We start from the raw sequence: 13,240 nt of genomic DNA, 5'->3' as shown, positions 1-13,240 counted from the left end.
TTTACTGGATTGTATAAGCCGGTAATAATGAACACATAACGCTCTACTTCAAGCTTACATTTGCATTTTGAAGTAGAACTGGTAACTAACTAATTAAAAGGAAATAAATGATGAAAAATATAATTAAAAATATTCAAGCCTTATTGAATTCAGCTCATCAGGATAACGTTGAGCTAAATCAGCAGCAAATTGAATGTAACTACACTAATAATTATTATGGTGATCAGCAATGCCAAGCGATGAAAGTTGAGCAATAAACTATGCAGGTCTGTATTTATAGTGGCTATTCTCTAGGGCATTAATGATCTGGATTCAATGCTCAGCTAAATTAAACTAAGCTAAGCTAAGCTAAGCTAAGTTAAGTTAAGTTAAGTTAATGTTAATAGTGTTAGCTTAGCGGGTAAGGGTTTTTAAACGCTCTTAGAGAGTATGAGATTAGGGTTAATTATTGCGGTATGTTGGGAATTTAATCAGCATTACATACTGGGATTCTTAAGACCACACGCTTTAAAATACCGGCTGCAACGTCAGCAGGTACTTGATAAAAGTCGTTAACGTAGGCCTTTGCATTTAAGTATTGTCGAATCTGTTTTTTGACTTTACATGGGTTTTTACATTGTAGTGAAAAGACCACCGTATAGTCGCCGAGCGTTTTTGCCGATAATGTTATGGCGTACTCAATGGGATCTGTAGGAGTACAGCCAATTCTGACGACATCACTAAAAAATGAATGTGTCATCACGTAAACATTGCCGTAAGCAACTGCATCGCTGCTCGTGTGTTGTTCGGTAATTTCCATTACATCAATAACCTAAGTTAACAATCCATATCACTGTTTTAATAAAGCCTATTACAAACCACAGTTACAAGCCACAGTATATGGCAATAAATAAGTAATTATAGCCATAATTTTCCTACAAACAATATTCATCGCCATTTGCTTGTGCAAATTTAGTGCTGAAATTGCATTTTTAAGTAAAATGGCTATATAGCTTAGCGCGTAAAAAATGACATTAAATGAAAGTGAATGTTATAATCGCGGCCAATTTTGAGTGGGCTTGTTGTTAGCCTTCATGCTAGCTATAAAGCTAAAGAGATTTTTAATGCCATTTTCCCAACTTGGGTTGTCAAACCCGATAGTCAATGCGATAGCTGATTTAAATTATCGTCAACCCACTGATATTCAAAAGCAGGCCATACCGGTTATTTTATCGGGTAAAGATGTTATTGCCGCAGCGCAAACAGGGACCGGTAAAACCGCTAGTTTTGTTTTACCTTTACTAGAAAAACTCAGTGCTGCTGATAAAGATGAAGCGCGTAATCTTCGTGGCAAACGCATTCGGGTGTTAATAGTAACGCCAACGCGTGAGCTAGCTGTTCAGGTTGAAGCCAATATTGCTCAATATGGTAAATATTTAAATATAAGCTCTATGGCGATGTATGGTGGCACAGAAATAGAGCCGCAGAAACAACGTTTGATTTGGGGCATTGATATTTTGGTAGCTACCCCAGGCCGATTACTTGATATGGCGCATCAGCGGGCGGTGTATTTTGATCAACTTGAAGCTTTTGTGCTTGATGAAGCCGATAGAATGTTGGATATGGGTTTTATTGATGACATTAATAAAATTATTGAGCGTTTGCCAGAACAACGTCAAAATTTATTATTCTCAGCCACTATTTCTGACGATGTTAGAGCACTAGCAAAAAGAACACTTTATCATGCCAGTGAAATTTCGATCGCTAAAAATAGCGCCTCAAAACCTAAAATATCCCAATGGCTGGTCACGGTAGATAAAACCAATAAGTCAGCCTTATTAAGCTATTTAATTAAACAGCAGCAATGGCAGCAAGCACTAATTTTTATTGAAACCAAGCACGGCGCAGCAAAACTGGTTAGTCAATTAGAAAAACGTGGTATTAAAGCTGAGTCTATTCACAGTGGTCGAACTCAAGCCATACGAGAACAAATTCTCAATGACTTTAAAGCCGGTAAAATAGAGTTTTTAGTTGCCACCGCTATTGCCGCGCGCGGTATCGATATTGGCGAACTGGCTCGAGTGGTTAATTACGACTTACCTGATAAAGTAGACGATTATACTCACCGTATTGGCCGTACAGGTCGTGCGGGTAAAAATGGCGAAGCGGTATCTTTTGTTGCTAAAGATAACTTTAGAAACCTTTGCGCCATTGAAAGTGACTTAGGACATGTTATTGAACGCAGAGAGTTTGATGAATTTCCCGTTAAAAAAGTAGTGCCCGTGTCTATTTTAAATTACGTTCCAAAAAATAAGCGCAGCTGAATCAGAGTTGAATCAGAGCTGAATCAGAGTTAAATCAGAGCTAAATCAGAGCTAAGTAAAGCGTTTAATCAAAAAATAGCACTAATTTCAATGGCCAATAATGACTTTTTACATTAAATGCAGCGATGATATAATAAGCCACTGCTCGCAGTTGAACTTAGTGAAAAACAACCCTTAATAAGTAATCATAAACAAGTCAGAAAATAGGAAACTTAATGAACCCAATTATTGCAATTTTAAAAGAACATGATGTAAGCGACGAGCAAATTAAAGCGGTATTTCAAGCGCTAACAGAAAACCCAATAATGGCCATGGCGACAGTACAACAATTGGGTATTCCACAAGAAAAGTTACAAGCCTTGATGATGATGCTAATGCAAAATCCTGGACTGATTGAAGAAGCGGTAAATGAGCTAGGGTTAGATTTTTCGAAAGTTGAAGCAGCCAAAGCGACTTTAACTAAAGAAAACTAGTTATAGCAGCAAGATTAGTCATATGATTAATCTTGCTAACAATAGGCTGATAGTGACTGCAGCCTATTGTAAAATATAGCATTAAGTTATCGCGTTAAGTAATAGTGGCAAATTATAGCGATAAATGACTAGTAAGCTTTGTGCTATTTCCCTATAAATTATCCCTATAAATTTTCGCTATCAGTTACGCCTAGTTTGTATGAATAATTTACTCAACCCGAATTGTTGCTTTAATAATTTTCACTGTTTTTTCTGTTCGACCAGAGCGACTACCTAAGCTTTCAATGGCCGGCAGTGTTGTCTCTAAGCCCTCAACCACCTCACCAAAAATGGTATGTTTACCATCTAACCAAGGTGTGGCGGCAAAAGTAATAAAAAACTGACTGCCGTCAGTATTTGGTCCAGAGTTTGCCATGCTCAGTAATCCCGGCTTATCGTGACTTAATGTGCCGCTAAATTCCCCCGCGTATTTATAACCTGGGTTGCCGCTACCATTACCTAATGGGTCGCCACCTTGCGCCATAAAGTTATTGATCACACGATGAAAAACCAAATCATCGTAAAAGCCAAGTTTTGTTAAGTAAATTGTACTTGTTGCATGCATTGGTGTGGTCTCTGGGAATAACTTAACCACCAATTTTCCTTCAGTAGTGTCTAACTCCCAAAAATATTGTGCTTCTGGGTCAAACCTTACCATTTCAGGTTTTTCTAGTGTGGTTTTCCAATCACTTTGAGTTTTATCTATTTTTTGCTTTTCAAGATAAGCATTAACCGATTTTACGGCGGGATCTGAGTTAAAACAACCAGACAATGCTATTAATAATAATGAGATTAAGCTGGTTTTTAACAATGAAAAATGAGTTTTTAGCATGTAACTGCTTCCTTTATATATTGGCTAATATGAGTTTATATCAGGCAATTTGTAACATCAGACGATAGATTAGTTAATTATTCACGGTTGAGCAATTGTAATTTTATGATTTTAATCGCTTATTTAGGCAATAACGCCACGTCAGTAAAAATAGCTTTTCGTTGCAAACTTAATTTAGCACGGTTATTTAATTTGATATCACCATTAATGACTTCGACGCCTAATGAACTTAATAGTGTTAAATAATCAGGAATAGCGTAACTGGCTGAAAACTCGGTTAATAACGCGCTAAAAATTTTACTTTCGCTTAATTCATCTAGTTTTTGTGTTATGTCTGTCGCGCTCAGGTATTGGTTAAAGCAGCAAGCTTGGAGTGCTTTTAAGGCTAAATCTAATGAATAAGGTTTAGCCTCGTTTTTTGATAACGCTCTTAAGGCAATATCAGCTTTCAGCCAATAAAGCGCACCACTCCAGTAAATGCGCATATAGTTATGATTTTGACTGATGTGATCACTGACATAAGCTAATTTTTGGTGCGCATAGTTTTGCTGTTTATTACCGCGTTCAAAGCCTTCATAAAGTTTTTTCCACATAGTTTGTTCGTCAAACATGCCCATTCTGGCTTGGGTAATATTTTGATAATAACTGGCTAATCCTTCAGAAAACCATCTAGCGTCAGCGGCGTCATAAGGGATCAGTAAATGACTAAATTCGTGATAAATGGTCCAATCAGCTTTTAAAGCGTCGAGACTAGTATTGAGGTTAACCACTAGAGTAACGGTGGGTGGTGACGAGCGATTTACTTCTCCCCAAGGCACGGCACTAGTACCTTGGTTGCTGGCTTCAATAACCGTCAGAAAATTCTCAACCGGTAATGCACCATAAACTAGTCTCAAAGCCTGATTGGCATGAATAACCCAATCGGTAAGTAGCGGTTTTTTATGCTCTGGAATATTGTTGGCAAATTTTATCTTAGGTAATGTTACCCTGTTATGAGTGTTTGGCTTTATAGCTGCTGGCGGCGTTAAAACCATAGCGCTAGCGTTATTAATAAAACAGCCACTAAGAACTATGGCTGCAAAAGCAAGGTTTAAAAATAAGTGGCAAGGCTTAGCTGTGATTTGATTCCCCATGTTATTAATTATCCTCTGAGCTCGAGCTATTTAATGGCTATCTCATTGCTAGTGTAATTTACTAGCGCATTTTGAGCTGATATTTCTGGTTATTGTCCAACAGCTAATTTTAGTTAATGCGAGTTATGATCTAGCTATGAAAATTAAAATAAGCCTGCTTATTTGCTTGGATCATGGCGTTATATTTATCGCCTGTAGCTTGGCATTTATAAGATTAATTTCCAGTAATAAAGCTAAGTTACACTATAGCCTGTGGGAATATATCGTGATAAAAATAAATAATTTTTGTAAATTTATATTACCCTGTAGTATGACTTATAGCGCTAAAAACCAGCGACTAACTATTAAGTAATACTATTAATTTACACTATTTAGCTAAAGGATTAATGATGAAAAAATTCACTTCATTTTATACTGTTTTATTTTTACTGAGCACAATATTTAGCCCATTTAGTTCGGCTAAAGTCAGCAGTGACGCTGACGTTAGCCAATATATGGCGCTGTCTGGCATTAACGTTGCGCTTAATAGTATTCCTGCGCAAATGAGTGCGATGAACCAACAAATGCAAATGACAGCTAAAGATCCTGAACAAGCGCAAAAGGTCATGAATTTGTTATTAAATGCTTGGCGATTAGACGATGTTAAGCAAGTGGTTTTTGAGCATATAAAAGACAATTTTTCTGCAGACGAAATGCAAAAGTTACTGACTTGGCTTAATGGCGACTTAGCACGAAGAATAAAAATGGCTGAAGCAAAAGCTTCGATGCCAAGTTTTAACCAAGATTTGATGAATTATATGGCGATATTGCAAACAACGCCGCCAACGACAGAACGCATTAACGTAGTGAGAAATTTTGTTGAAACGACCAACTTAGTCGAACATTCGCTAAACATTGTTACGGCAGTGGCCAAAGGTACCATTGAAGGTTTGATGGTCGCAAACCCGGGCCAAGGTATTAATGAAGTACAAATTCAAACACAACTAACACAAATGGAAGCTATGATGAGGCCGGGGTTAGAGCAGCAAATGATCATGGTTTCTTATTTTATTTATCAGTCATTAACCGAGCAAGAAATCGCACAATACACGCAATTTTATCAACAACCCTTAGGTCAAAAAGAGTTAACTGTAATGTATGAAGGTATAGGCCAAGCGTTAAATTATTGGTCTACTATCGCATTTGAAGATATTGCTGCAGAATTTATCGAATAAATCACTTTTATATCATTGTTTTAGCTTAAAGGCGAAAGTGTCACTTTCGCCTTTTTTACACGTATATTGGCAGGCCATAATACCTAGTCAGTGAATAAAAAAATACCAAGTATTCAGCTGCATAGCTAGACAGTTAGATAGTGTCAGAAGAAGCGTCAAAGTATAACTATCATAGCTAGAACGGCATTTAGCGACAACTTGACGAGCTAACGCCACTTAAAATGCAAACGGTGCTAATTGCACACAGGTATGAGACTTTAAATACTATGGGAAATAAAATGATCAAGCATAAAGTGAGCGAGAGAGAAATAACCGACAGCGAAATAACAGAGACTGACCAAAGGGTTCAGTATGTCGGTTTTTGGCTAAGATTTGGCGCAAGCGTTATTGACTCAATCATACTCATCATGTTCACTTACCCTTTTTTGTTTTTAATTTATGGTGGTCAGTATTTCGATTCAGCTGAGTCGGTTCAAGGTTTTTCGGATGTTATTATTACTTATGCCTTTCCAATTATTGCGACTATTTTATTCTGGATTTATAAGTCAGCTACGCCGGGTAAAATTTTGCTACAAGCAAAAATTGTCGATGAAAAAACGGGTGATAAACCGACAGTTAAACAGTCTATCATCCGATATCTTGCTTACTACGTTTCCTTGATCCCATTAGGTTTAGGCTTTTTCTGGATTGCTTGGGATGACAAAAAACAGGGTTGGGATGACAAAATAGCGGGTACGATTGTTATTCGTTGTCATCAGTAATTTTAAAGGCTAGCGTAATCAAGTAAGCTGCTGCTATCTACACTTCAAATATTAGGTTCTTTTATGTCAACTAAGTCTATTTTAATTACGGGTTGCTCAAGCGGCATTGGCTTACACGCAGCGCTAACACTTTCAGCGCGCGGTTATCAGGTATTTGCTACCGCGCGAAAAGCGCAAGACGTTACCGAACTGCAAGCAAAAGGGCTAAGCGCTTATCAGTTAGATCTCACCGAGCCTGAAAGTATTAGCCAAACCCTTGCCCAAGTACTTGAAATAACTGGTGGACGCTTGGACTATTTATTTAATAACGGCGCCTATGGTCAGCCAGGCGCATTGGAAGACCTGCCTACCGCAGCATTAAGAGCACAATTTGAAACCAATGTTTTTGGCTGGCATGAACTTACCAAGCAAATAATTCCAGTGATGAAGCGCCAAGGCCATGGGCGTATTATTCAATGTAGTTCAGTATTAGGTTTTGTTTCTATGGCTTATCGGGGGGCTTACAATGCCTCAAAGTATGCTATTGAAGGCTTAACAGACACCTTAAGATTAGAATTAAAAAGTGCTAATATTGCGGTGATTTTACTAGAGCCAGGACCTATTAATACAGAGTTTAGAGCCAATGCGTTGGCGGCTATTCAAGCCCATATCGATATCGAGGCCAGCGATCACAAAGTGCAATATCAACAGCAAATTTCGCGCTTAAGCAGTGAAAAATCAAATGCGCCTTTCACCTTAGAGCCATTAGATGTTACTCAGGCTTTGATTCATGCCTTAGAAAGTAAACGACCTAAATTACGTTATAGAATCACAATGCCAACGAAAATTTTTGCCTTGTTGAAGCGCTTATTGCCAGCACGTTGGTTAGATTATTTACTCGCAAAAGGGTGATTGGTTAGCTTGTGCTAGATTTATATTTTAGATTTAGATTTAGATTTTAAAGTTTTAATTTTTATATCCTGACTAACAGCCATACAAAATAGGGTTATTATTTAAAGATAGCTCAGTTATATCCTGAGTTGAATTAGCGCTTGAATAGGTAGATATGTGGATATGCCTTTATTATTTGAAGCTAAAGAAAAAATAGGCGAGGTGTGGCTATTAGCACACGCTCGCAAAGACATTTTAAACGCTAAATTTTCTCAATAGAAACGGCGATTGATTTAGAAGTAGGTGTGCCACAATGATCCGCGGTGCTTTCTAACGGCACTAGTGGATTAGTTTCTGGATAATATGCCGCCACACAGCCGGCTGGAATAATATATTGAACGACTTTAAAGTCAGTGACCGTACGTACTATATTGTCATTTGATACTGTGGTTATTTTTACTTTGTCACCATTTTTTAATTGCTGTTTCACCATATCGTCTGCATTAACGAAAATCACCCGGCGTTCACCATATATGCCGCGATAACGATCGTCCATACCATAAATGGAGGTATTGTATTGGTCGTGTGAACGCAGTGTTTGTAAGGTTAAAATAGGCTTGTCAGTAAAGGCTTCGGCAACTTCATGAGCTAATTTTTCAGGTAGTTGGGTATCGGAAAAAGTGGCTTTTTCTGCACTTGTTTTCCATTGGCGCTGCGCGGCTTCATTCTCTAAATGAAAGCCTCTACCTACTTTAATACGCTGATTATAATCATGAAAGCCTGGCAACACTTTACTAATGTCTGCTCTAATTAAGCCGTAGTCGTTCATTAAACTTGTCCAGTCAACAACGCTATCGCCCACTGCAGCCATTGCCATTGAAGCTACAATGGCGGTTTCTGAACGTAAATGTTCGGAGGCAGGTTCATTTTGCCCCGTTGAGCTATGTACCATGCTCATGGAGTCTTCTACGGTAATACATTGTTCGCCACTTTTCTGGCGGTCAATTTCAGTGCGGCCCAAACAGGGAAGAATTAACGCCTGTTTACCGGTAATAACATGGCTGCGATTGAGCTTAGTGCTAATTTGCACCGTTAAATCACATTGCCTTAATGCCTGATAAGTTCTTGTGGTATCTGGTGTTGCGGCGGCAAAGTTACCGCCTAAAGCAATAAACACTTTTGCTTTACCCGCCAGCATAGTATGTAACGAATCAACCGTATTTAGCCCATGTTCGCGTGGGGTTTTAAAAGCATAATGCTTATCTAAAGCGTCAAGAAATTCCATTGGTGGCTGTTCGTTAATGCCAACCGTGCGATTGCCTTGGACATTAGAATGACCACGCACAGGGCAAGCGCCAGCGCCGGGCTTACCCATATTGCCTCTAAGCAAGAGCACATTAATAAGCTCTTGAATGGTTTTTACCGAGTGTTTATGTTGGGTGATGCCCATGGCCCAAGTAAAAATAACCTTTTTCTTACTGGCATAAATATCAGTAATTTGCTCAATGTCTTGTCGACTCAGTCCAGATTGGCTGACTATTTTTTCCCATGACGTTGCCTCAACACTGCGTTGATATGTGGCAAAATTATGACAATGTTCAGCAATAAAAGCGCTATCTAGTACGGTTTCGTCTTGTTTAAAGCGTTCGAGTAATGATTTAGCAACACCACGTAAAATGGCCATATCGCCACTTAATCGCGGCGTGAAGTAATATTGACTAATATTAGTGCCGGTGAAAAGGATCATTTCTTTTGGGCTTTGTGGATCTAAAAATTGCTGTAAGCCACGTTCTTGCAAGTTATTAATACTAACAACAGTAGCACCTCGCTTACTTGCTTTTCTTAAAGTGCTTAGCATGCGTGGGTGGTTAGTACCGGGGTTTTGGCCAAAAACGAAGATAGCATCAGCTTGATCAAAGTCTGCCATTGTTACTGTGCCTTTGCTAGTGCCTATGCTGCTAGTCATAGCGATGCCAGAAGCTTCATGACACATATTGGAACAGTCAGGAAAGTTATTAGTCCCTAATACTCGACCAAATAACTGATACATATAAGCCGCTTCATTGCTGGCTCGGCCCGATGTATATAACAGTGCCTCATCTGGTGAGGGCAACTGCTGTAATTGGTCAGCGATAACTTTAAAGGCATCATCCCAACTTATAGCTTGGTAGTGATCACTTTTACCATCAAAAAACATCGGTTGAGTTAAGCGACCACTTTTTTCTAGGGAATGATCATCCCATTGTTGTAGCTCGGTGATTGAATGTTGTTTAAAAAACTCAGGACTCACTCTTTTACTGGTCGCCTCCCATGCAATAGCTTTTACACCATTTTCACAAAAATCTACTTTACCTGCGGTGTCAGAATCTCCCCACGCACAGCCTGGACAGTCAAAGCCACCGGGTTGATTAGCACGTAATAAGGCCTTTACGTTTTTGGCGGCGTCTTCACTTTGGATCAAATGTTTAGCCGAGCTTTTAAGTGCTCCCCAGCCACCAGCCGGTGGTGAGTATGCAGGCGATGTTTTTGTAGGTTTTGACATGTAAATTACCTCTTAAGGGAAGGTTTCAACTGACCATGATAAAAATAAAACGGGGTTAGCCTCGTTTTCTATGTTGAATGGACCACTAACTGTTGGCTTGTGTGAGTGTTACTCATGCATCTAATGATGTACGAGTGGCTTTAGCAATAAGTTCATACTGTTAAGGCCTAGCTAATAAGGCCCAGTTAATAAGGCCAGCGATAAATAGAAATGGCCAGTTTTTTAGTAAAAAAATATTATACCTGTTATTTTATTAGCTGTAATATCTTAGCTGCTGCTGTCTCGAGCGTTTATAATGTTACCTTATACTTTTTGAACAACATGGCTTCTTTATCGCCTTTTATTGACAAACGCCCCTCATTCCAAATTTTTATCAGTTCCTGTCTTCTTTTAGTCGGCATTTTTTTTGAGAAAATGGGTATTTCAAGTAATTTTTTCTCTAAGCCGGGGCGCACAATTTTAAGCTTATCATGTAAGTTTAGCTTATTTAACATATGCTGAAGAACAAGTTCGTTATCGGCATATAAGTCGACTCTGTTTTCGCTCATCATGAGAAATATTCGTTTAACTACATCATTATTACCCGCAACCACTTCAATTAAGTTCGAGTTCTTTGGCTCGTCGATATAATTTTGATATGAGACACTCATTGAGCTGTAATCCCAACCTGGCCCTGTTGCGATGCGTTTGCCTTTAATTGACTCAATACCATTATAGCGCCACGGATCATCTCGCCTGACGACAAAGGCGGTTAGGTATGAAAATGTTGCTTGGTTGGCATAGACGAAATTTTTTTCTGCTTGCTTTGAAAATAAATATTCTGGCAACATATCACAAAGACCCTCTGCCACCATATCTAAACCTCTTGCTAATGGCACTTCATAATATTCTATTTTATAATTTTTTGAGCTGTATATTTGCGCTAACATATCGATAACAACACCACGCTCATTAGACGCTTCTGATGGGAATATCGTCATTGGAGCCCATTGGTCGTAGCAAACCTTTAATGTTTTAGCATGACTTAAATTGCTTATACTAGTTCCAGTAAAAAAGAGTATTATAAATAGTAGGCAAGAGACCTTTTTACCCTTTAACGCTTTATATTTCGATACGCTATTTTTTAAAATATTAGTATTTGATATATCACCATTTGAGAGATTATTGTTTGAGAGATTACCTTTCGACATAATTACGTCCTTTCCCTTTGGCGCCATAAAGTTTCACATCAGCGCGTTTAAATAGATCAACAATTAAATGCTCTGTTGGCTCAGACGAGACAACACCAAGACTGACCGTGTAGATGATGCGCTTACCATCAATTTTTAAGCTTGAATTGGCAATGGTCTCTCTTATTTTATCAGCAAGTTTAAAGGCGTCATCAATATCAATATCAGCGAGGTATATTGCAAATTCTTCTCCGCCAACTCTGCCAATCAAGTCAGACTTTCTCAAAAAAGTTTGAATGGTCTGGGTAAAGTGGATGAGCACTTTGTCACCAATAACATGTCCATAGGTATCGTTGATTCTTTTAAAGTGATCTAGATCCATTAAAATAAAAGATGTGGGTGATTTTTTGCGCTGGCAAAGCACCAGTAAATGCTGTGCAGTATCAAAGAAACTGCCTCGATTTAATGTGTCGGTTAAAGAATCTCTTGTCGCCAGTACTTCGAGCTTTTCATTCAAGGCTTGTAATGCTTGGGTACGCTTAGCAACAGCCCGCTCTAAACTATTTCGCTTAGCTTGTTCGTCTTCTAGCAATATTTCCCGATCCCGTGCCATAGCAGAGAGCATGTTATTCATATGTACTTGAAGCTGAATGAGCTCGTTGTTTTCAATGTGAGAAAGATTAATCCGTTTAGTGATGGTTTCGCTCAATTGCACCTCATTCACTTGCGACATCAACTCTTTCAAAGGGCTGGCCAAATAACGATCAAAGGCCCAAATAAATAACCAAAATAAAATAGATAACTTGATGATTTCTGTAATTATAATCAAGGAAAATCCGAACAGAACTCGATCTAAAACAACTTCTGACGACGAATAAAGGGTAAGTGTTCCAAGGAATATTTTATGCTCATTCAGTTGCCAATTTAAGTCTGATTTGATGTCGAAAATTGATAAGGGTGTTAAGTCCCTGGTGTAGGACCTTTGAGAAATCATCGGCTGGTCATACTTGTCTAAAATGTCGACACCTTCAATAATCGGTATTTTGAGCAGTCCGGCAACGAGTGCCTCTAGCTGATTTTGGTTGTATTGCCATAAGCTAGTAGAGATTGGGCGGAGCACTGATTCTTCCAGCTGTTTTAATTCACTTACTATAGAATCCTGTGTTTTAACATATTCAGTTAAAAACTCCATGCTGGTGATCAGACAGGTTACGGCCAAATAGATGGAAAAAATAACCCGCATCATTTTTTGGGATAGATTGTTTGGACGAAGAAAATTTGCAAACATTAAAGTGACTTTTCCTTGCTTACTTCAAATTAAGGCTTATTCTAAATTACTTCTGGGTTTAATGGAATAGACTCAGCTTTTCAGCCAGTTAACAGACAGAAGAAGCAGCTAGAATACCAAGTTTTATTAATTAGCTACTCTACTTTGTACTCAACACTATCACTATGCTCGTACATTATGATGTTCATTTTTATGATGAGTGAGAATATAAAAGCTTAATTATCATTAGATAATCGGCCTGCTAGCAACTGATAGCTGTCGTTTAGATCATTTTCAAGCACGAATGATTTTAATCCTGCATTTAAGCCTAAATTTAAACCTGCATTTAATTATCCACTGAGTTGCTGCAAAAATACTATATATTGCTGTTATTTACATTGGCTGATTTTTAAAAAAAGTGAGATATTTTGCTGCACGATTTCTTAATAGAACTGTTACAATTACGCTTGGCTTAGCAGGAAAATAAAGACTAGCTGACGTTGTTGCTTATACTGAGGTTCTGCAATAAATATGCTAGTTTTTGATAAGCTCAACTCAATGAATAAGCTGGCATATGGTCAGTTTTTTTCACATAAAATCGGCAATAATTACTTTTATTTTTAAACGTAATATCAAG

Annotated in this window: 12 protein-coding genes; 6 read left to right on the top strand and 6 right to left on the bottom strand. The window is 38.2% G+C overall.

Going from position 1 to position 13,240, the window contains the following annotated elements; genetic code table 11:
* The first annotated feature begins 107 nt into the window (after positions 1-107).
* Entirely contained in the window at positions 108-257 is a 150-nt protein-coding gene (locus tag H4J65_RS11790; protein ID WP_182198310.1) for a hypothetical protein, read from the top strand.
* 209 nt (positions 258-466) lie between these two features.
* Here H4J65_RS11790 and H4J65_RS11785 read toward each other — a convergent pair whose 3' ends face one another.
* Positions 467-799 carry a GIY-YIG nuclease family protein gene (locus H4J65_RS11785; RefSeq protein WP_182198309.1) on the bottom strand — a complete coding sequence of 111 codons (333 nt, stop codon included), beginning with the start codon at positions 797-799 and terminating at the stop codon, positions 467-469.
* Between the two features lie 304 nt (positions 800-1,103).
* Between H4J65_RS11785 and H4J65_RS11780 the strand changes: the two genes are divergently transcribed.
* Together H4J65_RS11780 and H4J65_RS11775 are read left to right on the top strand one after the other, a co-directional pair.
* Positions 1,104-2,303, top strand: a complete 1,200-nt coding sequence (locus H4J65_RS11780; RefSeq protein WP_182136262.1) for a DEAD/DEAH box helicase — start codon at positions 1,104-1,106, stop codon at positions 2,301-2,303.
* Between the two features lie 215 nt (positions 2,304-2,518).
* Positions 2,519-2,776: a DUF2999 family protein gene (locus tag H4J65_RS11775; protein ID WP_182136263.1), complete on the top strand. Its 258-nt coding sequence runs from the start codon at positions 2,519-2,521 to the stop codon at positions 2,774-2,776.
* Between the two features lie 208 nt (positions 2,777-2,984).
* Here the strand turns inward: H4J65_RS11775 and H4J65_RS11770 are convergent, their stop codons facing one another.
* Both H4J65_RS11770 and H4J65_RS11765 read right to left on the bottom strand, forming a co-directional pair.
* Positions 2,985-3,647, bottom strand: a complete 663-nt coding sequence (locus H4J65_RS11770) for a peptidylprolyl isomerase (protein ID WP_182198308.1) — start codon at positions 3,645-3,647, stop codon at positions 2,985-2,987.
* A 119-nt stretch (positions 3,648-3,766) separates the two neighbouring features.
* The gene (locus tag H4J65_RS11765) at positions 3,767-4,780 is read right to left on the bottom strand and encodes a hypothetical protein (protein WP_182198307.1); all 1,014 of its coding nucleotides are present in this window, start codon (positions 4,778-4,780) and stop codon (positions 3,767-3,769) included.
* A 389-nt stretch (positions 4,781-5,169) separates the two neighbouring features.
* Between H4J65_RS11765 and H4J65_RS11760 the strand changes: the two genes are divergently transcribed.
* The 3 genes from H4J65_RS11760 (at position 5,170) to H4J65_RS11750 (ending at position 7,646) form a co-directional block, all read left to right on the top strand.
* Positions 5,170-5,994, top strand: coding sequence for a hypothetical protein (locus H4J65_RS11760; RefSeq protein ID WP_182198306.1), 825 nt, complete (start codon positions 5,170-5,172; stop codon positions 5,992-5,994).
* A gap of 278 nt (positions 5,995-6,272) precedes the next feature.
* Positions 6,273-6,755 (top strand): RDD family protein, encoded by a 483-nt coding sequence (locus H4J65_RS11755; protein ID WP_182198305.1) that lies wholly within the window; start codon positions 6,273-6,275, stop codon positions 6,753-6,755.
* Positions 6,756-6,818: 63 nt separating this feature from the next.
* Positions 6,819-7,646 (top strand): SDR family oxidoreductase, encoded by an 828-nt coding sequence (locus H4J65_RS11750; protein WP_182198304.1) that lies wholly within the window; start codon positions 6,819-6,821, stop codon positions 7,644-7,646.
* A 241-nt stretch (positions 7,647-7,887) separates the two neighbouring features.
* On the opposite strand, the gene H4J65_RS11745 is transcribed toward H4J65_RS11750, so the two are convergent.
* From H4J65_RS11745 to H4J65_RS11735, 3 genes are all read right to left on the bottom strand, one after another.
* Positions 7,888-10,167: an FdhF/YdeP family oxidoreductase gene (locus tag H4J65_RS11745; RefSeq protein WP_182198303.1), complete on the bottom strand. Its 2,280-nt coding sequence runs from the start codon at positions 10,165-10,167 to the stop codon at positions 7,888-7,890.
* 290 nt (positions 10,168-10,457) lie between these two features.
* A complete protein-coding gene (locus tag H4J65_RS11740; RefSeq protein ID WP_404851951.1) occupies positions 10,458-11,297 on the bottom strand; it encodes a substrate-binding periplasmic protein in 840 nt (279 codons plus the stop codon).
* Between the two features lie 46 nt (positions 11,298-11,343).
* A complete protein-coding gene (locus H4J65_RS11735; protein WP_182198301.1) occupies positions 11,344-12,624 on the bottom strand; it encodes a GGDEF domain-containing protein in 1,281 nt (426 codons plus the stop codon).
* Positions 12,625-13,240: the final 616 nt, after the last annotated feature.

The organism is Colwellia sp. MB02u-9, from assembly GCF_014077085.1.
GTDB lineage: Bacteria > Pseudomonadota > Gammaproteobacteria > Enterobacterales > Alteromonadaceae > Cognaticolwellia.
The sequence above is the reverse complement of the archived record's forward strand: the minus strand, read 5'-3'. Positions and strand labels throughout refer to the sequence as shown.